Origin of the sequence: Paraburkholderia sp. SOS3 (assembly GCF_001922345.1) — a bacterium.
Classification (GTDB): Bacteria; Pseudomonadota; Gammaproteobacteria; order Burkholderiales; family Burkholderiaceae; genus Paraburkholderia.
This window is the reverse complement of record NZ_CP018811.1, coordinates 15509-41435: the sequence shown is the minus strand read 5'-3', so window position 1 is coordinate 41435 and position 25927 is coordinate 15509. Positions and strand designations below refer to the sequence as shown.

The window sequence follows — 25927 nt, the reverse complement described above, 5'->3', positions numbered from 1 at the left end:
TGGGTGCGCTCGCCCGATGGCGGCGTGAAGCCGAATCGGGTTATCCCTTAAGGCCTATTATCGATGTCCAGCGCGATAATTCGACCTATTTTTCAAACGCTTAATGTTGTTACAGCGGGAAACGACCGTCGTTGCAATTGTCACGATCAAGCCTCGACCATTGCGCGACAAGGCTTTGCGGCCGCCCGCCATGATGGGCGAGGCCGCCCCGTCATGGCAAGCGGCGCGTCGCCGGTTACACCTCGATTGTTGCAGCAGCATGAAAGCACCCTATAATTCGCTCGCCCATCTCCCCGCGCCGGCAGCACCACCCGGCAGCGAAACATCCCTTAGCATTCTCCGAGCCTGATCTCCGTTTTGTAGGAAAAATTCCTACAGCATTAATGGACTATTCCGTCGTCCGGACGGGCGAATGTCCGCTTTTCGTGCGAAACGGCCAGAGACACAATGCTTGCACGGTCATCACACTGCCGATCGTGTCCCCTGAAAAAACCCGGCGGACGCGAAAGAGCAAACGATTTCGTGCCGGGCCAGACAAGACCAGTCAAGACCATCAAGCTTCAATCGGGATTCAAATTCGGGGGAATCATGAGCGCTACCGTCGCTAGTAGTGACATGCTCAATGAGATCAAGGAAGTGAACCTGTCGTATCTGTTGCTCGCGCAACGTCTGTTGCGAGAGGACAAACCGATGGGCATGTTCCGCATGGGGATCTCGGAGCAGCTTGCCGACGTGCTCGTCAATCTGACACTTGCGCAGACCGTCAAGCTGTCGGCGTCGAACCAGCTGCTGTGCCGCTTCCGCTTCGACGATCACGCGATCCTTTCTTCGCTCGCCGACAAAGGCAAGCCGACTTCCGTGAGCCAGGCGCACTCGGCCATCCTCATGGCGGGCCAGCGCGTGGAGCAGATCGGCTGATGCGCGCTGCGTTGCAGGCTCGCACGCACGATGCCGCCCGGCGCGGCTTTTACCGCGCGCTCGGGCGGCCCGCCGCAGTGCCGGCGATTGCGGCCAGCGGCGACGGCATGGAGCGCATCGCGCATGGCCACTAGGAGCGTCGTGGTCGAGGTGCGCGAAATCACGCTGGCGATCGAGCTGATCGAGCTCGGCGCGCGTCTGCAACTGCTCGAGGCCGAAACGAGCCTGTCGCGCGACCGGCTCATCAAGCTATATAAGGAATTGAAGGGCGAATCGCCGCCGAAGGGCATGCTGCCGTTCTCGACCGACTGGTTCATGACGTGGCAGCCGAATATTCACTCGTCGCTGTTCTACAACATTTACCGGTTCATGTCGGCGCGCGGCGGCTGCGAGACGATTCAATCGATCGTCAAAGGCTACCGGCTGTATCGCGAGCACGTGCAGATGAACGGCGAAGAACCCGTGCTGAGCCTGACGCGCGCCTGGACGCTCGTGCGCTTTTTTGACTCAGGCATGCTGCAGCTGACGCCGTGCACGCGTTGCGGCGGACATTTCGTCGCGCATGCGCACGATCCGCGCGCGGGCTTCGTTTGCGGGCTGTGCCAGCCGCCTTCACGGGCCGGAAAGACCCGCAAGGCCGCCGACGAGCGGGCCCGCGCGGCGGTTTGACCTCTCCCCGCAAAGCGCCGCCGCCCCAAGGTTTACACGGGGGCGGCAAGCGGCTTTTCCGTCAAAGGTTTTTCGTTTCCCTGCCGTAAACCCAATTAACGACGATCTCCGTCGCCTAATTTGGGGGCTCCGCGGTGCTGATTTTCCTGGGAACACTCGTGACGCTGCTGTCCGTCTTCGGCGGTTATGCGCTGGAGGGCGGCCATCTGGGCGCGCTGCTGCAGCCCGTCGAAGTGCTGATGATCGTCGGCGCGGGCGTCGGAGCCTTCATCCTCGGCAACGGCATGAAGACGATCAAGGCGACCGTCCGCGTGATCCCGACGCTGTTCAAGGGCTCGAAGTACAACAAGGACGTCTACATGGAGCTGATGGCGCTCCTGTACGTGCTGCTCGCGAAGGCGCGCAAGGAAGGCACGCTCACGCTCGAAGCCGATATCGACGACCCGGAAAAGAGCCCGATCTTCACGCAGTACCCGAAAATCCTCGCCGACCGCCACATCGTCGAATTCCTGACCGACTACCTGCGGCTCATGGTGGGCGGCAACATGAACGCGTTCGAAATCGAAAGCCTGATGGACGAAGAGATCGAAACGCATCATGCCGAAGGCGAAGCGCCGAGCCACGCGCTCTCGAAGATCGGCGACGCGATGCCGGCCTTCGGTATCGTCGCCGCGGTGATGGGCGTGGTCCACACGATGGCGTCCGCCGACAAGCCGCCCGCGATTCTCGGCCAGATGATCGCCCAGGCGCTGGTCGGGACGTTCCTCGGCATTTTGCTGTCGTATGGCCTGATCGGGCCGCTCGCGAGCGTCGCGGAACAGCGCGTGACCGAGTCGACGAAGATGTTCCAGTGCATCAAGGTCACGATTCTCGCGAGCCTGAATGGCTATGCGCCCGCGATCGCGGTCGAGTTCGGCCGCAAGGTGCTGTTTTCGACCGAGCGCCCGTCGTTCGCCGAGCTCGAAGAGCACGTGCGGCGCGTGAAGGCGAAGTAACGCAGAGGCAGGCGGAGCAGCCGACATGAGCAAGGACAAGGATCGCGCAATCGTCGTCAAGCGCGCGTCGCCGAAAAAGGCCGGCCACCACGGCGGTGCATGGAAGCTCGCGTACGCGGACTTCATGACCGCGATGATGGCGTTCTTCCTGTTGATGTGGCTGCTGAGCTCGGCATCCACCGTCCAGCTGAAGGGCATTGCCGACTACTTCAACCAGCCGCTGAAAATCACCTTGTGGGGCGGCGACCGCAGCTCGACCGATTCGAGCGTGATTCGCGCCGGCGGCCGCGACGTATCGACCGACCGCCAGGGCGTGATGCGCCAGACCGACGGCACGACGCGCAACGGCACGCATTCGGTCGCGCACAACGACGACGAAGCGGCCGCGCTGAGCCAGGGCCAGCTCGAGCGGCGCGAACAGGTGCGCCTGCACGACCTGCAGGTCAAGCTGATGGCCGCGATCCAGGCGAACCCGGTGCTGCGCCAGTTCAAGCAGCAGATCCGCATCGACTCGACGCTGCAGGGTCTGCGCATCGAGATCGTCGATTCGCAGAAGCGGCCGATGTTCGCGACCGCGAAAGACGAAGTCGAACCGTATATGCGCGACATCCTGCGCGAGATCGGCAAGACGCTCAACGACGTGCCGAACCGCATCGTCGTGCAGGGCCACACCGACGCCGTGCCTTACGCGGGCGGCGAGAAAGGCTACAGCAACTGGGAACTGTCCGCGGACCGCGCGAGCGCGTCGCGGCGCGAGCTCATCGCGGGCGGCATGGACGAATCGAAGGTGCTGCGCGTGATCGGCCTCGCTTCGACGCAGAACCTGAACAAGGCCGATCCGCTCGATCCGGAGAACCGGCGCATCAGCATCATCGTGCTCAACAAGAAGTCCGAGGAGCAGATGAACCAGGACGACACGACGACCACCACGCTGTCGGACGATGCGGGCGGTTCGGCATCGTTCGCACCGCCGCTCGTGCAGAAGATCGGGCAGGCGACGGCGCCGGGCGCGGGGCCCGCCGCGCGGGCGCCGGGCGTGGTCATGCCGGACGTGCCGGCGCCGGGCATCACGACGCCGCAGCCGGCACCCGCCGCCGCGGCCGCGGTACAGATCAAGTAAATCCATATTGGGGACGCAGCGAGGTTTTCATGATCAGGCACATTCTCGCGATCGACGATTCGGCCGCGATGCGGGAGATTCTCCGCGCGACGCTGACGACCGCCGGTTACGACGTGACGGTCGCCAAAGATGGGGACGAAGGACTTGAGCACGCGCTCGCGATGGCGTTCGATCTCGTGCTGACCGATCAGCACATGCCGGGCAAGACCGGCGTCGATCTGATCGCCGAATTGCGCGCGAACCCCGCCTACGAGGCGACGCCGATCCTGTTGCTGACAACGGAATCCGGCGAACCGTTCAAGGAGGCCGCGCGCGCGGCGGGCGCAACGGGCTGGATCGAGAAACCGCTCGATCCGGATATGTTGACCGAGCTCGTTTCGACGCTCGATGCGCCGGATTGAACCTGAAGCACCGCCACACAGCAAGTTGACAACCCGGCGGCACGAGCTGAGCAGTACGGGCCCCGCAGTACGAGCCCCGCAGTACGAGCCCAGAAGACAGAAATATTCGCGGTGAACCAGGCATGACACTCGATATCACACAGTTCTATCAGACGTTCTTCGACGAAGCGGATGAACTGCTCGCGCAGATGGAGCAGTTGCTGCTCAATCTGAACGTCGGCCAACCCGACCCCGAAGATCTCGCTGCGATTTTCCGCGCCGCGCATTCGATCAAGGGCGGCGCCGCGACGTTCGGCTTCACCGCGCTGACGGAGACGACGCACATCCTCGAATCGCTGCTCGACCGCGCGCGCAACAACGAACTCGTGCTGCGCAAGGACATGATCGACACGTTCCTCGAAACGAAGGACGTGCTGTCCGGGCAGCTCGCCGACTATCGCGCGAGCCAGGAACCCGACGCGGCCGTGGCCGCGGCGATCTGCGCGAAGCTCGAGCGGCTCAATGCGGAGAACCGCTTCGGCGCCGACACGTCGGCGGCGGCAGCGCCGGCGCAGCCGGCCGCAGCGCCCGCAGCCGCGCCAACGATTGCGCCGGCTGCGGCGCAAGCGCCTGCGGGGTCGCCGCCCGAGCACGTCGTCGATCAGGCCGTCGATGCAGCGAATGCCCGCCACGGCATCGACGCGGCAGCATCGACAACGACAGCAGCACCGGCCACGAGCGGCGCAGCAGACGCCGCCGGGCCACATCTGAAAATTACGCTACGGGGCGTGGGAGAGAAGGACGAGGCGCTGCTCGCCGAAGAGCTGGGCAACCTCGGGCAGATCGTCGGACAGGTGAAGACAGGCGGCGACCTGACGCTGTGGCTCGAAACCGATGTGCCGTCCGACGACATCGTCGCGGTGCTGTGCTTCGTGATCGACGAGAGTCAGATCTCGGTGGGCCGCGGCAGCGCGCCCGCTGGCGATGCGCAGGTGGAAGCAGCGGCGGCGCCGGCCACGCAAGCGGTGGACGCCGTGCCGCCGGCAGCGGCACAACCGGCTGCCGCCGCGGCGGCGCCGGCTGCGGCCGAGCAAGCCGCGGCAGCGTCGGCTGCGCCGGTACCGGCCGCCGCGCCGGCAGCAAGCGCGGCGCCGGCCGCAACGGCGGTCGCGGCGCCGGCCGCGCCCGCAGCGGCGGCAAGCACGTCGGTGGCCGCACCGGCCGCCGCGTCGCAACAGCAGTCCGCCGAGCAGGATCGCAAGGCGCGTCCGGCCGCCGCCGCGAGCGCCGAAGGCAGTTCGATCCGCGTCGGCGTCGAGAAGGTCGATCAGCTGATCAACCTCGTCGGCGAACTCGTGATCACCCAGGCGATGCTCGCGGAAACCACGAGCACGTTCGATCCGGCCTTGCACGATCGCCTCTACAACGGCATGGCGCAGCTCGAGCGCAACGCGCGCGATCTGCAGGAAGCCGTGATGTCGATCCGCATGATGCCGATGGACTACGTCTTCAGCCGCTTCCCGCGTCTCGTGCGCGATCTCGCGGCGAAGCTCGGCAAGGAAGTGGAACTCGTCACCTTCGGTCAGGCGACCGAACTCGACAAGAGCCTTATCGAGCGCATCATCGACCCGCTCACGCACCTCGTGCGCAACAGTCTCGATCACGGCATCGAAACCGTCGAAGCGCGGCGCGCAGCGGGCAAGGACGGCACGGGCCAGCTCGTGCTGTCGGCCGCGCATCACGGCGGCAATATCGTGATCGAAGTCAGCGACGACGGCGCCGGCCTGCGCCGCGACAAGATTCTCGCGAAGGCGATGAAGCAGGGCATGTCGGTCAGCGAATCGATGACCGACGAAGAAGTGTGGAACCTGATTTTCCTGCCGGGGTTCTCGACCGCCGAACAGGTGACCGATGTGTCGGGCCGCGGCGTCGGGATGGACGTCGTGAAGCGGAACATCCAGTCGATGGGCGGCCACGTCGAAATCACGTCGCACGCAGGCAAGGGCAGCACCACGCGCATCGTGTTGCCGCTCACGCTGGCGATTCTCGACGGCATGTCGGTCAAGGTGGGCAACGAGATCTTCATTCTGCCGCTGAACTTCGTGATGGAGTCGCTGCAGCCGCGCGCCGAGGACATCTACACCGTCGCGAACGGCGAGCGCGTCGTGCGCGTGCGCGGCGAATATCTGCCGCTCGTCGCATTGCACGAAGTGTTCAATGTCGACGGCGCGCGCACCGACCCGACCCAGGGCATCGTCACGATCATGGAAACGGAAGGCCGTCGTTTCGCGATGCTGATCGACGAACTCGTCGGCCAGCAGCAGGTGGTCGTGAAGAACCTCGAAACGAACTACCGGAAGGTGCACGGCATTTCCGCCGCGACGATTCTCGGCGACGGCAGCGTCGCGCTGATTGTCGACGTGGCGGCGTTGAATCGCGAGACGCGTGCCGCGCACGGCGCGCTCGCGATGGCCTGATCGCCTGATCAACCGATAAATCAACTCATACCCAACCCTTTGGGGGCTAACGTGGCAGACATTCAATCGATCAACCCGGCCCTTGGCGGCGCAGTGAGCCGCCGCGATGCAGCGCAAGCCGATGCCGGCGGCCAGGAGTTCCTCGTCTTTACGCTCGGCGCCGAGGAATACGGCATCGACATTCTGAAGGTGCAGGAAATCCGCGGCTACGACAGCGTCACGCGCATCGCGAACGCGCCCGACTTCATCAAGGGCGTGATCAACCTGCGCGGCATCATCGTGCCGATCGTCGACATGCGTATCAAGTTCCATCTGGGCCGCGTCGAATACGACCACCAGACCGTCGTGATCATCCTCAACGTCGCGCATCGCGTGGTCGGCATGGTGGTCGACGGCGTGTCGGACGTGCTGACGCTGACGGCCGATCAGATCATGCCCGCGCCCGAATTCGGCGCGACGCTGACGACCGAATACCTGACGGGCCTCGGCACCGTCGACGGCCGCATGCTGATCCTGATGGACATCGAAAAGCTCATGACGAGCCGCGAGATGGAGCTGATCGAGGCAGTCAGCCTCTAAAGGCCCACGCGAGCGGGAGAACGACATATGAACCGATGGTCGATCCGCGCGGCGCTGACCGTGGTCGGCGCCGTGCTCGTGCTGTTGACGGTCGCGGTCGGCGCGCTCGGGGTGTTTTCGCTGACGCGCGCCACCGATGCGCTCGATGAAATCGCGAACGGCGATCTGACGGCCACGCGCGCGTTGAGCGATACGTCGACTTATCTGCTGCGCGGCCGTGTCTCGCTCGATCGCGCGAGCGGCCTGCTCGGCGACGGCGAGCTCGATCAGGCGAAGGCGGCGATCGATCGCGCACAGGAGCTGTTCAACAAATCGAACGAAGCGTGGCAGACGTTCGCGTCGCTGCAAAAGAGCGGCATCGACCAGGCGCTGATCGACGAGGCCGTGGCGCGCCGCACTTCGCTGCTGCACGAAGGCGTCGAGCCCGAAATCGCCGCGCTGCGCGACGTCGACCTGACCACATACCGCAAGATCGCGAATACGAAAATCAGCCCGATGTTCGTCGCGTTCGACAACGCGGCCGCGCCGATCGTGAAGGCGCTGCAGGAACGCGCGAACCAGCAGCAGACGGACGCCGCGCACTATATCGCCACGATGAAGGCGCTGATCGGCGCGGGCATCGTGGTCGCGTTGCTGATGATGATCGTCGTGCGCGTGGTGATGAGCCGCATGATCTCGAAGCCGCTCGACGAAGCGATCGAATGCTTCGAGCGCATTGCGACCGGCGACCTCACGCAGACCGTGCGCAATACGAGCCGCAATGAAATGGGGCGGCTCTTCGCGGCGATCCGCAAGATGCAGGACGGCGTGGTGACGCTCGTGAAGTCGGTGCATTCGAGCACCGAGTCGATCGATACGGGCGCGCGCGAAATCGCGATGGGCAACACCGATCTGTCGCAACGCACCGAGCAGCAGGCCGCCTCGCTGCAGGAAACGGCGTCGAGCATGGAACAGCTGACCGGCACCGTGCGGCAGAACGCCGAGAACGCGCGCCAGGCGAGCCAGCTCGCGGTCAACGCGTCCGAAATCGCGACGCGCGGCGGCGAGGTGGTCAGCGAAGTCGTCGTCACGATGCGCGATATCGCGGCCAGCTCGAACAAGGTCGTCGACATCATCGGCGTGATCGAAGGCATCGCGTTCCAGACGAACATACTCGCGCTGAACGCCGCCGTCGAAGCGGCGCGCGCGGGCGAGCAGGGACGCGGCTTCGCGGTCGTGGCGGGCGAAGTGCGCAGCCTCGCGCAGCGCAGCGCGAGCGCCGCGAAGGAAATCAAGGAGATGATCGGCGACTCGGCCGCGAAGGTGCAGGGCGGCTCGGAACTCGTCGGCCGCGCCGGCGCGACGATGGAAGAGATCCTGCAGGCCGTGCGGCGCGTGACCGACATCATGGGCGAGATCAGCGCGGCGTCGGAAGAACAGTCGGGCGGCATCGAGCAGGTCAATCGCGCGGTCAGCCAGATGGACGACGTGACGCAGCAGAACGCGGCGCTCGTCGAACAGGCGGCGGCCGCAGCGGCATCGCTCGAAGAACAGACGCGGCAGTTGCGCGGCGTGGTCGGCGGCTGGCGCGTGTCCAGCAACGGCTCGGCCGATTTCGCGAGCTTTGCGGCAGCGCCTGCGCGTGCGCCGGTGCGTGCGCAGTCGGCGGCGTCCGCCGCTCTGGTCAGACCGGTTGCATCGGCAACGAAGCCCGTGGTGCCGGCTTATATCGGCGCGAGCGTGGACGCGCCGAAGCATGACGCAGCGAAGCACGACGCAGCGAAGCATGACGCAGTGAAGCACGACGCAGCGAAGCGCGACGCAGTGAAGCACGACGCAGCGAAGCACGATGTCGCGAAACCGGCGGCCCGCCGCGAGCCGGTGCTGAAGCGTCCGGCTGCGCGTGCCACGGCCACCGCAGCGGCGCCGGTGGTTCCGACGACGGTTAGCGCGAGCGCCGACGCGGACTGGGAAACGTTCTAGAAGGATTGACGCGAACATGCAGCGGCACGGCTTCGCGCCCGCGAACGGGCGACACGGCACAGCGCGCTTTGGCAGCGCGCTCGGGCGGGGCCGTCCGTTGCCGGCGCACGACCGTGCCCCATACGCGGCGCGTAAGCTGGGAATCCATAAGCAGGGAATCCATAAGCGGGGAATCCAATGAGCGACACGCGCGCAACGCAACGCGGCGGCCGCGCCGACGCACCGCGCGCCGGCGAGCCGGGCCGCGACTTCGAATTCACGTCGGCGGACTTCACGCGCATTCGCGAGCTCATCTATCGCCGCGCGGGCATTTCGCTGTCCGATCACAAGCGCGATATGGCGTATAGCCGGCTTGCGCGCCGCTTGCGCACGCTCGGCCTCGACAGCTTCCGCGACTATCTCGACCAGCTCGAAGCAAACGACGATCCGGCCGAATGGGAGGCGTTCACCAACGCGCTGACCACCAACCTGACCGCGTTCTTCCGCGAAGCGCATCACTTCCCGATTCTCGCGGAGTTCGTGAAGAAGCGGCAGCAGCCGGTGTCGGTCTGGTGTTCGGCGGCTTCGACCGGCGAAGAGCCGTATTCGATTGCGATGACGCTCGTCGAAGCGCTCGGCGAATCGGCCGCGCGCCACGCGAGCGTGCTCGCCACCGACATCGACACGCAAGTGCTCGCCAAATGCGATGCGGGCGTCTATCAGTACGAGCAGGTGCGGCATCTGTCGCCGGAGCGCCTGAAGCGCTTTTTCCTGCGCGGCACGGGCGCGCATGCGGGGCTCGTCAAGGTGCGGCCCGAACTGCGCGCGATGATCCGTTTCGAGCGGCTCAACCTGACCGATCGCGACTACGGCCTGCGCAACCCGTTCGATGCGATCTTCTGCCGCAACGTGATGATCTACTTCGACAAGCCGACGCAGTCGCAGGTGCTCGCGCGCTTCGAGCCGCTCGTGAAGCCGCGCGGCCTGCTGTTCGCCGGCCACTCGGAGAACTTCACCTATGTGACGCAGGCGTTCCGGCTCAAAGGCCAGACCGTCTACGAGCTGACGCGCGACAGCGGCGCCGCGCCCGCGCAGGGACGCACGCACGGTGCGATGAACGAGGTGAGCGCATGAGCACCGGATTGCCGATCGCGAACAACCTCTATTACGACAACCACTTCAAGCGTCCCGGCGTGAAGCTGTTGCCCAACGAGTTCTATACGACGAACGAAGACATGGTGCTCGTCACCGTGCTCGGTTCGTGCGTCGCCGCCTGCATTCAGGACCGCACCGCGGGCATCGGCGGCATGAATCACTTCATGCTGCCCGACGACGGCGCCGAAGTCGTGCAGGCCGCCTCCGACGCCATGCGCTACGGCGCGTACGCGATGGAAGTGCTGATCAACGAGCTGATCAAGGCGGGCGGGCGCCGCGAGCGGTTCGAAGCGAAAGTGTTCGGCGGCGCCGCCGTGCTCGCCGGCATGACGACGATGAATATCGGCGATCGCAATTCCGAATTCGTGCGCCGCTATCTCGCGCTCGAAAAAATCCGCATCATCGCCGAAGACCTGCAGGGCGCACATCCGCGCAAGGTCGCGTTCCTGCCGCGCACCGGCCAGGTGATGGTGAAGAAACTCGGATTGCAGCAAGACCCGGATGTGGCGGAGCGCGAACGCGTGCTGGCCCGGCAGAGCGCCGAGCAGCGCGCCGAACGCCTCGCTAGGGCGCGCGCGCGCGTCGAGCTGTTCAGTGCCGGCAAGGGCGGCGGCAGCGCGCCGCGCGCCGGCGGCTCCGCAGCCGGCACCGCAGGCGGCGCGACGAAGCCACGTATCGAGCTGTTCAACGCGGGCGGCCGCGAGAACGATTCCAAAAATGCGCGGACCGCAGAGGAGGCGTAGCAACTGTGCAAAAGATCAAGGTACTGTGCGTCGATGATTCGGCGCTGATCCGCAGCCTGATGACCGAGATCATCAATGGCCAGCCGGACATGGAAGTGGTGGCGACGGCGCCCGATCCGCTCGTCGCGCGCGAGCTGATCAAGCAGCACAACCCGGACGTGCTGACGCTCGACGTCGAAATGCCGCGCATGGACGGCCTCGATTTCCTCGAGAAGCTGATGCGACTGCGGCCGATGCCGGTCGTGATGGTGTCGTCGCTGACCGAGCGCGGCTCGGAAATCACGCTGCGCGCGCTCGAACTGGGCGCCGTCGATTTCGTGACGAAGCCGCGCGTCGGCATCCGCGACGGCATGCTCGAATACTCGGAGAAGCTCGCCGACAAAGTGCGCGCGGCAGCCCGCGCGCGCGTGCGGCAGGCGGCGCCGGCCGCGCATCCGGCAGCAGGCGGCGCGCATCCGGCGGCCGCCGCGCATGCGCCGCTCTTCAATAACCCGCTCGTATCGACCGAGAAGCTGATTATCGTCGGCGCGTCGACGGGCGGCACCGAGGCGATTCGCGAAGTGCTCGTGCCGCTGCCGCCCGATGCGCCGGCGGTGCTGATCGCGCAGCATATGCCGCCGGGCTTCACCAAATCTTTCGCGCAACGTCTGAACGGCCTGTGCCGCATCACGGTGAAAGAGGCGGAGCACGGCGAGCGCGTGTTGCCGGGCCACGCTTACATCGCGCCGGGCCATGCGCACCTGCTGCTCGCACGCAGCGGCGCGAACTATATCGCGCACCTGTCGGACGAGCCGCCGGTGAACCGGCACCGTCCGTCGGTCGACGTGCTGTTTCGCTCGGCCGCGCAGCATGCGGGCAAGAACGCGATCGGCGTGATCCTGACCGGCATGGGCCGCGACGGCGCCGCGGGCCTGCTCGACATGCGCCGCGCGGGCGCCTATACGCTCGCGCAGGACGAGGCGAGCTGCATCGTGTTCGGCATGCCGCGCGAAGCGATCGCGATGGGCGCCGCCGACGACATCTCTCCGCTTGCCGACATGAGCCGCCGCGTGATGGCGCGACTCAACTCGATGGGCGAACGGGTGCAGCGTGTGTAATCATGCCGGTCGCGGCGCGCGTGCGAAGGCGACGCCGCGACGGGGTCTTGAGCGGGCCATTTGGGTTACAGAGTAACCGCGGTGCAGCCGATAACCGTTCTATACGGCACATCGATGCAGCTTTGTTGCATGGGGCCTGAGCGGACCGGGAACTGAATGACGAACGGGTGGCGGTGCGCCGCCCGGCTGGATTGGGAAATAGAGGGGAATCAGATGGACAAGGGAATGAAGATTCTGGTGGTGGACGACTTTCCGACGATGCGCCGGATCGTCCGCAACCTGCTCAAGGAGCTTGGCTACTCGAATGTCGACGAAGCGGAAGACGGCGCGGCGGGTCTTGCGCGGCTGCGCGGCGGCAGCTACGAGTTCGTGATCTCGGACTGGAACATGCCGAACCTCGACGGCCTCGCGATGCTGAAGGAAATTCGCGCGGACGCAGCCTTGACGCACCTGCCGGTGCTGATGGTGACCGCCGAATCGAAAAAGGAAAACATCATCGCGGCGGCGCAGGCCGGCGCGAGCGGCTATGTCGTGAAACCGTTCACCGCGGCGACCCTCGACGAGAAGCTGAACAAGATTCTTGAAAAGATGGGCAAAACCGGGGGCTAATGTGAACCAGCCGACCAACGCGCAGGACGCGGTCGCGCGCGACGACAGCGATCACACCACCGACCGGATTCTCGCCCGGATCGGCCAGTTGACGCGCACGCTGCGCGATTCGATGCGCGAACTCGGCATCGACAAGCATGTCGAGCGTGCCGCGGAAGCCGTGCCGGACGCACGCGACCGCCTGAAATACGTCGCGACGATGACCGAGCAGGCCGCCGAAAAAGTGCTGACCGCGATCGAAGTCGCGAAGCCGATCCAGGAGCAGCTGCAGCAGGACGCGGGCAAGCTCGATGCGCGCTGGGCGCAGTGGTACGCGGCGCCGCTCGAACGTGACGAAGTGCGCACGCTGATGGACGACACGCACGCGTTTCTCGGCAAGCTGCCCGACGCGACGGCGGCGACCAACCAGCAACTGCTCGAGATCATGCTCGCGCAGGATTTCCAGGATCTGACGGGCCAGGTGATCAAGAAGATCACCGAGATCGTCTATGTGATCGAGCAGCAACTGCTCGGCGTGCTCGTCGAGAACATCGCGCCCGAGCGGCGCGAGCAGTTCGCGGCGACGGCCGCGGCGCTCGTCGCGGAAGTGTCGTCGACGGGCAGCCCCGAGGGTCTGCTCAACGGTCCGCAGATCAACCCCGAAGGCAAGGCCGACGTCATGCAGGATCAGTCGCAAGTCGACGATCTGCTCGCGAGCCTCGGCTTCTGACGCGGATCTCTCCGACTCCCGCTCTCTCTCGTCCCCGAAGGCTGCGCGGCTGCTGAAAGCGAATGCTCACGCAGCCGCGGAGTCTGTCCCTTCGATCTCTCCGCAGGCATACTAGCCATCGCGTAACGCAAAAGGCCCTTTCCCGTTCCGGCAACGGGCATCGGGCTTGCGCAGCGCTGTCGGGCGGTTGCCAGCGCGCTTTCGAGAAGCAGCTGGCGTGGCCTGGAAGGCGGATCCGAATGGCGCGCGGTGCGGTGTGTCATCGCGCTTCAACATGCGTCGGCGACCATGCAAACAGGTTCGGACTGCATGCGGCTCGCATCGCGAGCGCGGTTTTCAAGGAGAGAGTGCCGATGTTCGAATCAAACCCGTTGCGGCGTCGCGTGCTCGCGCTTGCCGCTGCCGCATTCTGCGCGGCCGGCATGCTGGCCGCCGCGCCGTCAGCGAACGCGGCGTTGGGCAGCAGTCCGATGACGACGCCGCAAGGCGCGAGCGTGACGACGTCGGGTCCGTCGGCCATGTCAGGCGCGCCGTCCGCGTCGGCCACGGCGACGATGCGCAATGCGATCACGCCGGGCGCATCGGCTGCGGCGTCAAGTGTGGCGTCGGCTGCGTCGGGTTCTGCAGCAGCGTCGGGTCCCGCCGCCTATACGGTGCGCTCGACCACGCTCGCAACCGGCACCGTCGTGCGCGAATACGTAGACGGCAACGGCCAGGTGTTCGCCGCATGCTGGAACGGACCCGCGTATCCGAATCTCACCGAAATCTTCGGCAACGACTACTACCAGCAGTATGTGGAGGGCGCGCGCGCCGCTCGGGCGGCACGCGGTGCCGCACGCGGCCCGGCGACGGTCGAACAGGGCGGCCTCGTGGTTCGCGCGGGCGGCCACATGGGGAGCTATGTCGGTTGTGGGTATCTGCCCGCGCTGATGCCGGCCGGCATAACCGGCGACCAACTCCGCTAATCGACCGACGACTGGAGAAATTCTCGTGCAACGAACAACCAGAATGACGCCTTGGCTGAAAGGCGCCGCCGCGCTTGCCGTGTCGCTGATCGTCGCCGGTTGCGGCGGAGGCGGCGGCAGCGACAACAGCGCCGGTTCGAATTCACCGAGCACTCCGACGCCCTCGGGAGCGAATCAGGTCGCCGCGGTGATCAGCCAGGGTGTGTCGGGCAACGTGAATATTCCGACCGTGACCGTGACTGTCTGCGCACCTGGTTCGGCGACCGCGTGTCAAACCATCAACAATGTGTTGCTCGATACCAGGTCTTTCGGCCTGCGTGTGCTCAACACATCGTTGGGTTCGGTGGGCGCCAGCCTGCCGGCGTTGCCATCGGGATCCGGCATCCTTGCGCAATGTGCGCTTTTCGCGCAAAGCTTCACGTGGGGGACGATTCGTACGGCCGACGTACATATCGGCGGGGAGACGGCGGCTAGTATTCCAATCCAAGTGGTGGGTGATTTACCGGAGGCAACGATTCCGAGCGAAAATTGCACGAACAGCGTGCCCGCGTCAAATGCCCAGGACACAGCCAATGCGCTCAATGCAAACGGCATTCTCGGCGTCGGTGTGGCGATTACGGACTGCGGAACCGCATGTGCCGCAGCGATGTCGGTCAACAATCCGAGCACGTACTTCTCCTGCCCACCCAATACGACGACGGCCAATTGTACGCGTGTGCCGGTCGCGGTCACGCAGCAGGTCACGAACCCTGTGGCGCGCTTCGCGAGCGACAACAACGGCGTAATCGTCCAGTTCCCGGCTGTGCCAGACGGAGGCTCGAAGACCGCGACGGGCCTTGTCACCTTTGGCATCAACACACAGTCGAACAACGCGATGCCGGGCACAGTGACAATGCTCGTTTCCGACTTGGCGGGCGACCTCCAAAACAGTACTTTCAATGGCGTGAGCGGCGTGAAAGCTTTCCTCGACACGGGTTCTAACGGCGTGTTCATGATCGCGTCTCTCCCATTGTGTGGCAGCAACGCGCAGGGTTTCTACTGCCCAGCCGCCAAGCAGATCCTCACCGCCACGCTGCAAGGGGTCGGCACGACCGTGACAACTGTAAATTTCGCAGCAGACAACGCAGATAATCTTCTCAAAACTGGGAATTTCGCGTTAGGCAATCTCACGGGTTCGGCCGGAGCGACAAGCGGCACGCTCGATCTCGGCTTGCCGTTCTACTTCGGCAAGACCGTGTATCACGGCCTCGACCTGCGCGCGTCCGGCGGCCGGGCGCCGTTTATCGCGTTCTAGCCGCGCGTTCGCGTACGGCGAAACAGCGGCCCCGTCCGGGGCCGCTGCGGGGTTGCCGGCCCGCTGCTTCCTCCATCCCGCGAAATACCCCGGTTTAACGCCCTTTATCCGCCGATCGTCCCTTTACGTCTACGGGAATAATCGCTCTCACCCGGAAAACCGGCAATGGATGCCGTGACCGCCTGGAGAGCCCCGTGGCAGAGGACAGCGACCTCGAAAAGACCGAATCAGCCACCCCCCGTCGCCGTCAGAAGGCGCGGGAGGAAGGGCAGGTCGCGCGCTCGCGCGAGCTAGTCTCGTTCGCGCTGCTGTCGGCCGGCTTCTTCGGCGCGTGGGGCCTGTCCGGTCAGATCGGCGCTCATCTGGAAGGCATGCTGCGCGGCTCGTTCACGTTCGATCACGCGAGCGTCTTCGAAACGCGCCGCATGCTGATCGGGGCGGGCGCCGCGAGCATGCAGGGCCTGCAGGCGCTCGCGCCGCTGCTGTTTCTGACCGGGCTCGCCGCGCTCGTCGCGCCGATCGCGCTGGGCGGCTGGCTGCTGTCGGCAAAGTCGCTCGAGCCGAAGTGGAACAAGCTCAATCCGGTGTCGGGCCTCGGCCGCATTTTTTCGCCGAACGGCGTGATCCAGCTCGGCATGGCGCTCGCGAAGACGCTCGTGGTCGGCGGGATCGGCACGCTCGCGGTCTGGAATCACAAGGACGACGTGCTCGCGCTCGTCACGCAGCCGATGTCGGTGGCCTTCGCGAACACCGCCCATCTGATCGCCGTGTGCTGCGCGACGACCGTCGCGGGCATGTTCCTGATCGCCGCGCTCGATGTGCCGTACCAGATCTGGCAATACGAGAAAAAGCTGCGCATGACCAAGGAAGAGGTCAAGCGCGAGCACCGCGAAAACGAAGGCGATCCGCATGTGAAAGGCCGCATTCGCGCGCAACAGCGCGCGGCCGCGCGGCGCCGCATGATGCAGCACGTGCCGAAGGCCGACGTGGTGGTGACGAACCCGACGCACTTCGCGGTCGCGCTGCAATACACGGACGGCAAGATGCGCGCGCCGAAGGTCGTCGCGAAAGGCGTGAACCTCGTCGCGGCGCGCATTCGCGAACTCGCGACCGAGAACAACGTGCCGCTGCTCGAAGCGCCGCCGCTTGCGCGTGCGCTCTATTACAACGTGCGTCTCGACGCCGAAGTGCCGGGCGTGCTGTACGGCGCGGTCGCCGAAGTGCTCGCATGGGTCTATCAGCTGCGCCGCTTCAATACGCACGGCGGCGCGGAGCCGGTACGCCCGAGCGACCTCGACGTGCCGGCCGAACTCGACAAGCGCGGCCCGGCCGCTGACGAAGACGACGACATCGAAGATATCGAAGACGTGGAAGCAATCGATCCGCAAGCCCGTACCAGCGAGCGTGGCGACACGCGCGGCAACCGCAACCCGCGCAACGACGGAGGCCGCGCATGAGCACGCCGCCCCGCGCCGGTTTCCTCTCGCGCCGCCCTGACATGCTGCAGAGCGCGAACCTGCGCGCGCTCGCCGGGCCGATTCTGATCTGCATGATCCTCGGCATGATGATCCTGCCGTTGCCGCCGTTCCTGCTCGATCTGCTGTTCACGTTCAACATCGCGCTGTCGGTGATGGTGCTGCTCGTCAGCATGTACACGACCAAGCCGCTCGATTTCGCCGCGTTCCCGAGCGTGCTGCTGTTCTCGACGCTGTTGCGCCTGTCGCTGAACGTCGCGTCGACCCGCATCGTGCTGCTCGAAGGGCACACGGGCCCCGATGCGGCCGGCAAGGTGATCGAGGCGTTCGGCCACTTCCTCGTCGGCGGCAACTTCGCGGTCGGCATCGTGGTGTTCATCATCCTGATGGTGATCAACTTCATGGTGATCACGAAGGGTGCGGGCCGCATTGCCGAAGTGTCCGCGCGCTTCACGCTCGACGCGATGCCGGGCAAGCAGATGGCGATCGACGCCGATCTGAACGCCGGCATGATCAACGAAGAGCAGGCGCGCAAGCGGCGCAGCGAGATCGCCCAGGAAGCCGAGTTCTACGGCTCGATGGACGGCGCGAGCAAGTTCGTGCGCGGCGACGCGATCGCGGGCCTGCTGATCATGGTGATCAACATCCTCGGCGGGTTTATCGTCGGCGTCGCGCAGCACGGCATGAGCTTCGCGGACGCGGGCAAGAACTACACGCTGCTCACGATCGGCGACGGCCTTGTCGCGCAGATCCCGTCGCTCGTCATTTCGACGGCCGCCGGCGTGATCGTGTCGCGCGTGGCGACCAACGAGGACATCGGCACGCAGCTGACCTCGCAGCTGTTCTCGAACCCGCGCGTGCTCATGATCACGGGCTCGATCCTCGTGCTGATGGGCCTGATTCCCGACATGCCGCACCTCGCGTTCCTGGCGCTCGGCGGCGGCGCGATCCAGCTCGGCCGCGTGCTGAAGAAGCGCGCCGAGCGGCGCAAGTCGGCGTCGGCCCTCGTCGAGGCTTCGCCGGCCACGCTGACCGCGCCCGAGAACACCGAGGCGAGCTGGGACGACGTGACGATGATCGACACGCTCGGCCTCGAAGTCGGCTACCGGCTGATTCCGCTCGTCGACCGCAACTCGGACGGCGAGCTGCTCAAGCGGATCAAGAGCATCCGCAAGAAGTTCGCGCAGGAAATCGGCTTTCTGCCGCCCGTCATCCATATCCGCGACAACCTCGAACTGCGTCCGAACGGCTACCGCATCACCTTGAAGGGCGTCGAGATCGGCGTCGGCGAGGCGTATCCGGGCCAGTGGCTCGCGATCAATCCGGGGCAGGTCAGCGCCGCGCTGCCGGGCGCGCCGACCACCGACCCGGCGTTCGGCCTGCCGGCCGTCTGGATCGACACGAACCTGCGCGAGCAGGCGCAGGTGTACGGCTACACGGTGGTCGACTCGAGCACGGTGGTCGCCACGCACCTGAACCATCTGGTCGTCATGCACGCGTCCGAGCTGCTGGGCCGCCAGGAAGTGCAGGCGCTGCTCGAACGGACGACGAAGTCGTCGCCGTCGCTCGTCGAAGAACTGGTCCCGAAGCAGGTGTCGATCACGACGCTGCAAAAGGTGTTGCAGAACCTGCTCGAGGAAGGCGTGCCGATCCGCGACATGCGCACGATTCTCGAATCGATCGCCGAGCACACGCCGAAGGTCACCGACGCGCACGACCTCACGGCCATCGTGCGCCTCGCGCTGGGCCGCGCGATCACGCAGCAATGGTTCCCGGGCAGCGGCGACATGCAGGTGATGGGCCTCGATTCGAATCTCGAGCGCGTGCTCGCGCAGGCGCTGACGACCGGTCCGAACCCCGGTCTCGAACCAGGCCTCGCGCAGACGCTGCTTACCGAAACGCAACGGGCGATGACTCGCCAGCAAAGCTTCGGCTACGCGCCGGTGCTGCTCGTGCAGCACTCGCTGCGCGCCATGCTCGCGCGCTTCCTGCGCCGCAGCCTGCCGCAACTGAAGGTGCTTTCGTACGCGGAAGTGCCCGACACAAGAAACATCAAGGTCGTTAACCTCATCGGGGGTCAAGCTTGAACATCCGTAAATTCACCGGCGCCACGAGTCGCGATGCGTTGCGCCTCGTTCGCGAAGCGCTCGGCGCCGATGCGGTCGTGCTGTCGAACCGGTCGCTCGCCGACGGCAGCGTCGAGATCGTCGCGCTCGCCGACAGCGAACTCGCCTCCATCGCGCCGGCTGCGGGCAAGCGCGCCGCGGCGGCGCTGGGAGGCGCGGCCGGGGAAGGCGCAGCGCGTGCCGGCGCGGTCTCCGGGTTTGCCAATCCGTATGCGAGCGGTTTGCCTGACGTGTTTTCGTCGGTATTCGGCGCGAGCCCCGAAGCGGGCGCCGACGGCGAACCCGGCGCGAGCGCGCCCGAAGCGAAAACCGTGGCCGCGCTGATCGGGCCCGAGATCGAACCGGCGCGGCCGCGCGTCGAGAAGAGCGAAGCAACTGCGCCCGCGAAGCCCGCTGTGCCGGCCGCATCGATCATGAAGCCGGTGGAACGGCATCCGGCGCCGGCGCCGCGTCCCACGATGGCCGAAACGAATCCGTGGCTGATCGACCATGCGCAGCAGATCGCCGCGAAGCGCGATAGCCAGCCCGGCGACTACAGCAGCAAACAGCCGCCGCTCACGCCTGCGGCCGCCGCTGCGAAGGGTCTCGGCGCGCCGGGCGCCGCACCGGCACCCATGTCCGCGCCGGTGCCGGCGTCGGGCGCGCGCCGCGACGATCCGCACGGCGTTTCGCTTGCCGCGATTCCGACGCTCACGAACGAGGCGCCGGACTGGGCGCGCGAGGCCGCGCAGCTCGCCGCGCGCCGCGCCACGCAGCGCGCGACGACGGCGTCCGGCTATCCCGAGAACGTGACGGCCGCGGTCACCGACGCGATCAATGCGCGCATGTCGCAGATCGTCAACGAAACGGTCATGAACGAGCTGGCCTCGCTGCGCGGCATGATGGAAGAGCACTTCGCCGGTCTGCTGTGGGCCGATAGCCAGCGGCGCAGCCCGATCCAGTCGGCGCTCACGCGGCACCTGTTCGCAGCGGGCTTCTCCGCGCAGCTCGTGCGGATGGTGGTCGACAACCTGCCGGCCGTCGAGAGCTTCGACGCGGGCATGGAATGGGTGCACTCGGTGCTCGAGTCGAACCTGCCGGTGATGGAAAGCGAAGACGCGCTGATGGAGCGCGGCGGCGTGTTCGCGCTGATGGGTCCGACCGGCGTCGGCAAGACGACGACGACCGCCAAGCTCGCCGCGCGCTGCGTGATGCGCTACGGCGCGAGCAAGGTCGCGCTGTTGACCACCGACAGCTACCGGATCGGCGGCCACGAGCAACTGCGCATCTTCGGCAAGATTCTCGGCGTGTCGGTGCATGCGGTGAAGGACGGCGCCGACCTGCAGCTCGCGCTCTCGGAGCTGCGCAACAAGCACATCGTGCTGATCGACACGATCGGCATGAGCCAGCGCGACCGCCTCGTGTCGGACCAGATCGCGATGTTGAGCCGCGCGGGCCAACCGGTGCAGCGTCTGCTGCTGCTGAACGCGACCTGCCACGGCGACACGCTCAACGAAGTCGTACAGGCCTATCAGAGCGCGCCGGACAAGCAGCCGCTCGCCGGCTGCATCCTGACCAAGCTCGACGAAGCGACGAATCTCGGCAGCACGCTCGATGCGGTGCTGCGCTACCGCCTGCCCGTGCACTATGTCTCGACCGGCCAGAAGGTGCCGGAAAACCTTTACGTCGCGACGAAGAAATTTCTCGTTCGCAGCGCGTTCTGCATCCCGCGCGATCATTCGCCGTTCGTTCCGCAGGAAGACGACGTGCCGGGTCTGCTCTCCGCGCTGTCCGCACGCTCGACTGCCGAGCAGCACGAGGTCCGGTTTGGCTAAGTTCGTGTCCGATCAGGCAGAAGGACTGCGGCGCCTGCTCGCGCGGCACGGTTCGCGCGCGATCGCGGTGACCGGCGGCACGGCCGGCGTCGGCTGTTCGACGACCGTCGTCAATCTTGCGGCGGCGCTCGCGGCGCAGGGCAAGGACGTGCTCGTCGTCGACGAGCATGCGGGCGAACCCGACGCGATCGTCGCGACGCCCAACGGCGCCGCGGCCGAGCGCTTCGTCGCATTTACGCGCGGCGAGCTGGCGCTCGATGCAGCGACCGAACGCCATAGCGCAGGCTTCGCGGTGCTCGCTGCGCCGCGCAGCCATCGCGACATGTGCAAACCGTCGCAGCTGGCCGCGGTGTTCGACAGCACGGCCGATGTCGTGCTGATCGACGTGCAGTTCGAACGCGACGGCATGCTGTCGGACCTCGCGCTGCAGGCGCACGACCTCATGATGGTCACGCGCGTTGCCGCGCAGGCGATCACCGATACGTACGCCTGCATGAAGCGCCTGCACTACGCGTATGCGATCGCGCAATTCCGCATGCTCGTCAATCACGTGCACAGCGTCTCCGATGCGCAACTCGCGCTCGACAACCTCGCGGCCGTCGCGGGGCGTTATCTGACCGTGGCGCTCGAAGGCGCCGGCTGCGTCGCGGCGGACCCGCTCACGACGCGCTCCGCGGAACTGTCGCGCTGCATCGTCGAAGCATTTCCTTCGGCACCTGCCGCGCGCGACTTCCGGCACCTTGCCGCGGAATTGCAGTACTGGCCGATGCGGCCAGCGATGTCATCGCGCGCGCCGTGGGCGGCGAGCGCGGCAGTCACGCCGGCGTCACACGCCGAACAACCGTCCGCACAGCACGCCTGACAGGCAGCGGACAAGGGGAGCTCGATGTACAACGCTCAAGGAAAGATTTCTCAGGCCGACGTTCTGACGAAATACACGCCGCTGGTCCGGCGGCTCGGTCTGCAGCTGGTGGCAAAAATGCCGGCGAGCGTGGACCTCGACGATCTGATTCAGGCCGGCATGATCGGCCTGCTCGACGCCGCGAGCCGCTACAAGGAAGATCAGGGCGCGCAGTTCGAAACCTACGCGAGCCAGCGCATTCGCGGCGCGATGCTCGACGAGCTGCGCAGCAACGACTGGCTGCCGCGCAGCGTGCGGCGCACGTCGCGCGAGCTCGAGATGGCGGTGCACCAGGTCGAGCAGCAGCTCGGCCGCGCGGCCAGCGAAGCTGAAATCGCGCAGCACCTGAAGATGCCGCTCGACGAGTATCAGTCGATGCTGCAGGACCTGCACGGCAGCCAGCTCATCTATTACGAAGACTTCGACCGCTCCGCCGACGACGAGCCGTTCCTCGACCGCTATTGCGTCGATCACTCGGACCCGCTCTCGGCATTGCTCGACGAGAGCCTGCGCGGCGCGCTGATCGAGGCGATCGAGCGGCTGCCCGAGCGCGAGAAGCTGCTGATGTCGCTGTATTACGAGCGCGGGATGAACCTGCGCGAGATCGGCGCCGTGATCGAGGTGAGCGAATCGCGCGTGTGCCAGCTGCATAGCCAGGCAGTCGCGCGGCTGCGTGCGCGCTTGCGCGAAATGGCGTGGGCGGCCGAGGAGAGCTAAAAAGGGCATGCCCGCCTGATAAGGATCCGGCGCGAGTTTATACCCTACGATGCAACGATAGGGTATAAAACGGCGCCGGCTGGTCTTATACCCTACAATGCAATCGTAGGGTATAAATTTCCGCCGCCATGCCGACCTTCTACAACGATGCGCTGCAAACGCTGTACGCCTCCGTTGCGGAGCGTGCCGCGCGCAAACGCAAATCCTGCTTCATTCTCCGGGCTCTGCGTCGATCAAGTCCGTCGACGGAAAAAGCTACGTTTACTGGCGCGTCTATCTTGCATCGGGCAAGCGGGTCGAGACCTCGCTCGGCCGTGCGGGCGAGCCGGCAACCAACGCCACGCTCGACGCGAAACTGCAGGAAAGCTTCGAGATGCGCGAGCTTGCCGCCGACGTTCAGATATTACGCAAAGCCGGTTTCGCCGCAGCCGACAATTCCGCCGCCCTTACCATTGCGACGCTCTACAACGCGGGCATTTTCAGTCACGGCGGCGTGCTCGTCGGTTCGCATGCATTCGGCGCGCTGCTGAACGGGCTCGGTGTGCGCATGTCGGCGAACTATCGGACCGAAGACATCGATATCGGCAGCACCGGCGCGATTTCGGTCGCCATTCCGCAGAATCGCAGCTTCCTCGACATTCTGCGCGACAGCAGCCTGCCCTTTCTCGAAGTGCCGGAACTCGACGCGCGCCGGCCCGCGACATCGTTCAAGGCGCGCGGCCAGCCATTGAAGGTCGATCTGCTCGTGCCGGGCACCGAAGCGTACGAAACGAAACCGCTGCCGCATCTGCGCGCGCATGCAACGGGACTGCCGTACTTCAGATATTTGCTGACCGAGCCCGCGAAGGGCTTCGTGCTCGGCAAGGAACACGCGGTTCCGGTCACCGTGCCGGATCCCGCCAGGTTTGCGCTTCACAAACTGGTCGTCAGCACGCTGCGCGGTCCAGGGTTCGCCGCGAAGGCCGGCAAGGATCGGCGCCAGGCGGTGGTGCTCATCGATGCGTTGATGGAGCGCTACCCGGACTCGCTGGAAGCGGCGGCGGAAAGGATCGAGAAGAAGGCGCGGCCGCGTGTGTCGACGGCCGCTGCGCTTGCGATGAACTTCGAACTGGACGTGTCGGAGCGTGCGCGCGATTTTCTCGCGGACCTGAGCCGCGCCGCGTGAAGCCTGAAGCGCGCGTTGCCTACAGCCCCGAATACATCGGCACCTTGCCGTCCGGACCGTAGAACGTCGATGCCTTTTCGGGCGTCCCGCGCAGCACCGCCAGAATGCGGCGGTTGTAGTCCATGCGCGTGCGGATCATCAGGCCGTTGTTGAAGTTGAGCTTGCGGGCGCGTTCCGCCGATTTCTGCAGCAGGCCCCACTGCTCGTTCAGGCGCGCGTCCTCGGCCGCGGCGAGATCCATGCCGCGCTTGCCTGCCGGCAGGCCGCGTTCGCGCAGATGGCTTTCGCGCGCGCGTTCGAGCATCGCGAGCTTGTCGGCCATCGAGGTTTTCTGCTCGACGATCGGCTTCAGGACTTCGCCCGGATACGCCGTGGTCAGCGCTTTCTGTTCGACGGCGAGCAAGGAGGCAAAGGCTTCGACGGTCGCGTATTCGTCGATGATGGTGTCAAGCAGGGGCGTCTTTCATCTCTCACTCAAACGTTAAACCCGCCCGCATGACGCAGGCGACGCAGGTTTCTACATGCGTCCGCCAGTGAGAGCGCCCCGAGAAAGAACGTTCGGACGCTCAGCTGCCGGACGGCTGGGTGCCTTGCAGCAGGCTGCGTGCGGTTTCGAGCACGCCATCGGCAATCTTCGACGCATCGATTTCAACGAGCCGTCGCGAAATTGCCTGCTTGATCGATTCGACGTGGGCCGTATCGATATCGGCCGGGCTTCGATGCGCCGAGTGCTTGCAGATGGCCCGCGAGCGCCGACAGGCTGACGTCCGCGGCCGCGCCGCCGCCGCTCGAGCTCGGGGCTGGCGTACGTGCGGCAGTAGCGCCGGCCGCGGCGGCTTCGCCTTGCTGCCGCGCTGCACGCCGTTGCTGAGCGGCGTCAGATTCGGGTTGGTGCTGGAATCGACTTTCACGATGGGCTTCCTGAACGATTTGACCGTGATATCGGCAAACGCCGGCTGAAACTTTAGCGCAACCGGAGCCCACTGTTTTTCGTCTTCCGTCACCTTTTCCTTGTCCGAAACGCGTTCCCCGGGCCGAATCTGCCTTACATCTGGATCTCGACGGTCGAACCGTCCTTCACCACGCCGGTCACGATCTGGCCGTTCGTGGTCCTGACCCGCACCTGCTGGCCAGGCGTTGCGTTGTTCATCGCGCTACCTTCCGCCGAAATCGAGAAACCCTCGCCCGATGCGACCACGCGCACTGTTTGTCCCGCCGTCACCGATGCCGCGCTGCGGATCGTGTCCTGGCGCAGCGGCAGCCCGGCGCCGATACGCACGAGCGCGACCGCGCCGACGGCTTGCGACGGATCGGTGATCACCGTTTGCGGCAGGGTCGCGAGATCGCCTTCGTGGGCGACGAGATCGGCGGCGGTCAGCATTTCGCCCGGCGCGATCTGGCGCGCCGCCGTGTAGTAGGTCGCCTGCAGCGAGATGCGCGCCCGCAAGTAGAGCGTCCACGGGCGCGCGCCGCGCAGCGCACGCCGACCGACGTGCGTCCCCACAGGCGCGCACCGACCGGCATGAACGGCTCGAGCGCCGTGCAGGCCGCAAGGCCGCGCGGAAAGGGGCGCGCGACGTCAATCGTGATCTTGCCGGGCAAGCCGGCCGTTTGCTGCTGCAGGAACGCGAGCGCCGTGGCGCGGATCGTCTCGCCGTCCTGCTGGCCGGCGGGCACCGGGGTGGCATCGGAGGTACTCGCGGCCAGCGTGTTGGCGCCGCCGGCGTTGACCGTGGCCACAGTCTGAGCCGCGGCATTGGCCAGGGCGGCGCGCGGCGGCGTGTAACGCACAGGCTGCAGTTGGGCCGTTTGCGCGGACCGCTGGGGCGCGGGCACCGCGGCGTGCGCGGCGGTTTGTACTGCTGCTCTTGCTGTCGATTGAGCGGCCCACTGCTGCGCCGCCCTGATCTGGGCCGCGTTCGCCTGCTCCGCAGTCATCGGCTGCACATTCGTCGGCTGTGCACCCGTCAGCTGCATCCTGACCGCAGCCGTGCTGCCGCTGGCGCCGCCGAGTTGCGGCGGCTCGCCGCGCGCGGCAAGCGGATCGATCTGGATCGGCGCCGACGCGGCCGCCGCAT

Annotated in this window: 23 protein-coding genes and 2 pseudogenes; 22 read left to right on the top strand and 3 right to left on the bottom strand. The window is 66.0% G+C overall.

The features are described from left to right. The first annotated feature begins 588 nt into the window (after positions 1–588). From flhD to BTO02_RS00095, 22 genes are all read left to right on the top strand, one after another. On the top strand, positions 589–918 hold the full coding sequence (gene flhD, locus BTO02_RS00195) for a flagellar transcriptional regulator FlhD (protein WP_075155300.1): 330 nt from the start codon (positions 589–591) through the stop codon (positions 916–918). Beyond that, positions 918–1052, top strand: a complete 135-nt coding sequence (locus BTO02_RS35355; RefSeq protein ID WP_269667971.1) for a hypothetical protein — start codon at positions 918–920, stop codon at positions 1050–1052. Before flhD ends, BTO02_RS35355 begins: the two co-directional genes overlap by 1 nt. Then, the gene (gene flhC / locus BTO02_RS00190) at positions 1042–1587 is read left to right on the top strand and encodes a flagellar transcriptional regulator FlhC (protein WP_075155299.1); all 546 of its coding nucleotides are present in this window, start codon (positions 1042–1044) and stop codon (positions 1585–1587) included. The genes BTO02_RS35355 and flhC overlap by 11 nt, the downstream gene beginning before the upstream one ends. Before the next feature lie 134 nt (positions 1588–1721). Beyond that, entirely contained in the window at positions 1722–2582 is an 861-nt protein-coding gene (gene motA / locus BTO02_RS00185; RefSeq protein ID WP_075155298.1) for a flagellar motor stator protein MotA, read from the top strand. Between the two features lie 25 nt (positions 2583–2607). Then, positions 2608–3702: a flagellar motor protein MotB gene (gene motB / locus BTO02_RS00180; RefSeq protein ID WP_075155297.1), complete on the top strand. Its 1095-nt coding sequence runs from the start codon at positions 2608–2610 to the stop codon at positions 3700–3702. A 29-nt stretch (positions 3703–3731) separates the two neighbouring features. Beyond that, positions 3732–4103, top strand: a complete 372-nt coding sequence (locus BTO02_RS00175) for a response regulator (RefSeq protein WP_075155296.1) — start codon at positions 3732–3734, stop codon at positions 4101–4103. Between the two features lie 122 nt (positions 4104–4225). Next, positions 4226–6559, top strand: a complete 2334-nt coding sequence (cheA, locus tag BTO02_RS00170; protein WP_075155295.1) for a chemotaxis protein CheA — start codon at positions 4226–4228, stop codon at positions 6557–6559. 51 nt (positions 6560–6610) lie between these two features. After that, positions 6611–7138: a chemotaxis protein CheW gene (cheW, locus tag BTO02_RS00165; protein ID WP_075155294.1), complete on the top strand. Its 528-nt coding sequence runs from the start codon at positions 6611–6613 to the stop codon at positions 7136–7138. Between the two features lie 27 nt (positions 7139–7165). Further along, positions 7166–9100, top strand: coding sequence for a methyl-accepting chemotaxis protein (locus BTO02_RS00160; RefSeq protein WP_075155293.1), 1935 nt, complete (start codon positions 7166–7168; stop codon positions 9098–9100). 177 nt (positions 9101–9277) lie between these two features. Then, positions 9278–10213 carry a CheR family methyltransferase gene (locus tag BTO02_RS00155; RefSeq protein WP_075155292.1) on the top strand — a complete coding sequence of 312 codons (936 nt, stop codon included), beginning with the start codon at positions 9278–9280 and terminating at the stop codon, positions 10211–10213. Further along, positions 10210–10977 carry a chemoreceptor glutamine deamidase CheD gene (gene cheD / locus BTO02_RS00150; RefSeq protein WP_075155291.1) on the top strand — a complete coding sequence of 256 codons (768 nt, stop codon included), beginning with the start codon at positions 10210–10212 and terminating at the stop codon, positions 10975–10977. The genes BTO02_RS00155 and cheD overlap by 4 nt, the downstream gene beginning before the upstream one ends. A gap of 5 nt (positions 10978–10982) precedes the next feature. After that, positions 10983–12074, top strand: coding sequence for a protein-glutamate methylesterase/protein-glutamine glutaminase (locus BTO02_RS00145; RefSeq protein WP_075155290.1), 1092 nt, complete (start codon positions 10983–10985; stop codon positions 12072–12074). A gap of 213 nt (positions 12075–12287) precedes the next feature. Further along, positions 12288–12683: a chemotaxis response regulator CheY gene (gene cheY / locus BTO02_RS00140; protein ID WP_075155289.1), complete on the top strand. Its 396-nt coding sequence runs from the start codon at positions 12288–12290 to the stop codon at positions 12681–12683. 1 nt (position 12684) lies between these two features. Beyond that, entirely contained in the window at positions 12685–13392 is a 708-nt protein-coding gene (gene cheZ / locus BTO02_RS00135) for a protein phosphatase CheZ (protein ID WP_075155288.1), read from the top strand. 353 nt (positions 13393–13745) lie between these two features. Next, positions 13746–14357 (top strand): DUF2844 domain-containing protein, encoded by a 612-nt coding sequence (locus BTO02_RS00130; protein WP_075158481.1) that lies wholly within the window; start codon positions 13746–13748, stop codon positions 14355–14357. A gap of 79 nt (positions 14358–14436) precedes the next feature. Further along, positions 14437–15651 (top strand): DUF3443 family protein, encoded by a 1215-nt coding sequence (locus BTO02_RS00125; protein WP_232243402.1) that lies wholly within the window; start codon positions 14437–14439, stop codon positions 15649–15651. Between the two features lie 194 nt (positions 15652–15845). After that, on the top strand, positions 15846–17108 hold the full coding sequence (gene flhB, locus BTO02_RS00120) for a flagellar biosynthesis protein FlhB (RefSeq protein WP_075155286.1): 1263 nt from the start codon (positions 15846–15848) through the stop codon (positions 17106–17108). Further along, positions 17105–19213 (top strand): flagellar biosynthesis protein FlhA, encoded by a 2109-nt coding sequence (gene flhA, locus BTO02_RS00115; RefSeq protein ID WP_075155285.1) that lies wholly within the window; start codon positions 17105–17107, stop codon positions 19211–19213. The genes flhB and flhA overlap by 4 nt, the downstream gene beginning before the upstream one ends. Beyond that, a complete protein-coding gene (gene flhF, locus BTO02_RS00110) occupies positions 19210–21066 on the top strand; it encodes a flagellar biosynthesis protein FlhF (protein ID WP_075155284.1) in 1857 nt (618 codons plus the stop codon). Before flhA ends, flhF begins: the two co-directional genes overlap by 4 nt. Next, positions 21059–21928: a nucleotide-binding protein gene (locus BTO02_RS00105; RefSeq protein WP_075155283.1), complete on the top strand. Its 870-nt coding sequence runs from the start codon at positions 21059–21061 to the stop codon at positions 21926–21928. Before flhF ends, BTO02_RS00105 begins: the two co-directional genes overlap by 8 nt. Before the next feature lie 24 nt (positions 21929–21952). Beyond that, positions 21953–22684, top strand: coding sequence for an RNA polymerase sigma factor FliA (locus tag BTO02_RS00100; RefSeq protein ID WP_075155282.1), 732 nt, complete (start codon positions 21953–21955; stop codon positions 22682–22684). 373 nt (positions 22685–23057) lie between these two features. Continuing rightward, positions 23058–23849 (top strand): GSU2403 family nucleotidyltransferase fold protein, encoded by a 792-nt coding sequence (locus BTO02_RS00095; RefSeq protein WP_232243409.1) that lies wholly within the window; start codon positions 23058–23060, stop codon positions 23847–23849. A gap of 19 nt (positions 23850–23868) precedes the next feature. On the opposite strand, the gene BTO02_RS00090 is transcribed toward BTO02_RS00095, so the two are convergent. The 3 genes and pseudogenes from BTO02_RS00090 to flgA all read right to left on the bottom strand — a co-directional run. Then, positions 23869–24303, bottom strand: a complete 435-nt coding sequence (locus tag BTO02_RS00090; protein WP_075155281.1) for a flagella synthesis protein FlgN — start codon at positions 24301–24303, stop codon at positions 23869–23871. 112 nt (positions 24304–24415) lie between these two features. Beyond that, positions 24416–24760 (bottom strand): annotated as a pseudogene (flgM, locus tag BTO02_RS00085) (flagellar biosynthesis anti-sigma factor FlgM). 134 nt (positions 24761–24894) lie between these two features. Next, positions 24895–25751: pseudogene (gene flgA, locus BTO02_RS35585) on the bottom strand (flagellar basal body P-ring formation chaperone FlgA); the annotation flags it as partial. Positions 25752–25927: the final 176 nt, after the last annotated feature.

Bases quoted from the DNA above. Each gene is read 5' to 3' on its own strand.
- cheA (WP_075155295.1), top strand. From the start codon at position 4,226: ATGACACTCGATATCACACAGTTCTATCAGACGTTCTTCGACGAAGCG.
- motB (WP_075155297.1), top strand. From the start codon at position 2,608: ATGAGCAAGGACAAGGATCGCGCAATCGTCGTCAAGCGCGCGTCGCCG.
- flhC (WP_075155299.1), top strand. From the start codon at position 1,042: ATGGCCACTAGGAGCGTCGTGGTCGAGGTGCGCGAAATCACGCTGGCG.
- BTO02_RS00160 (WP_075155293.1), top strand. From the start codon at position 7,166: ATGAACCGATGGTCGATCCGCGCGGCGCTGACCGTGGTCGGCGCCGTG.
- BTO02_RS35355 (WP_269667971.1), top strand. From the start codon at position 918: ATGCGCGCTGCGTTGCAGGCTCGCACGCACGATGCCGCCCGGCGCGGC.
- BTO02_RS00130 (WP_075158481.1), top strand. From the start codon at position 13,746: ATGTTCGAATCAAACCCGTTGCGGCGTCGCGTGCTCGCGCTTGCCGCT.
- flhD (WP_075155300.1), top strand. From the start codon at position 589: ATGAGCGCTACCGTCGCTAGTAGTGACATGCTCAATGAGATCAAGGAA.
- flhA (WP_075155285.1), top strand. From the start codon at position 17,105: ATGAGCACGCCGCCCCGCGCCGGTTTCCTCTCGCGCCGCCCTGACATG.
- BTO02_RS00175 (WP_075155296.1), top strand. From the start codon at position 3,732: ATGATCAGGCACATTCTCGCGATCGACGATTCGGCCGCGATGCGGGAG.
- BTO02_RS00100 (WP_075155282.1), top strand. From the start codon at position 21,953: ATGTACAACGCTCAAGGAAAGATTTCTCAGGCCGACGTTCTGACGAAA.
- cheY (WP_075155289.1), top strand. From the start codon at position 12,288: ATGGACAAGGGAATGAAGATTCTGGTGGTGGACGACTTTCCGACGATG.
- BTO02_RS00095 (WP_232243409.1), top strand. From the start codon at position 23,058: ATGCGCGAGCTTGCCGCCGACGTTCAGATATTACGCAAAGCCGGTTTC.
- cheD (WP_075155291.1), top strand. From the start codon at position 10,210: ATGAGCACCGGATTGCCGATCGCGAACAACCTCTATTACGACAACCAC.
- BTO02_RS00155 (WP_075155292.1), top strand. From the start codon at position 9,278: ATGAGCGACACGCGCGCAACGCAACGCGGCGGCCGCGCCGACGCACCG.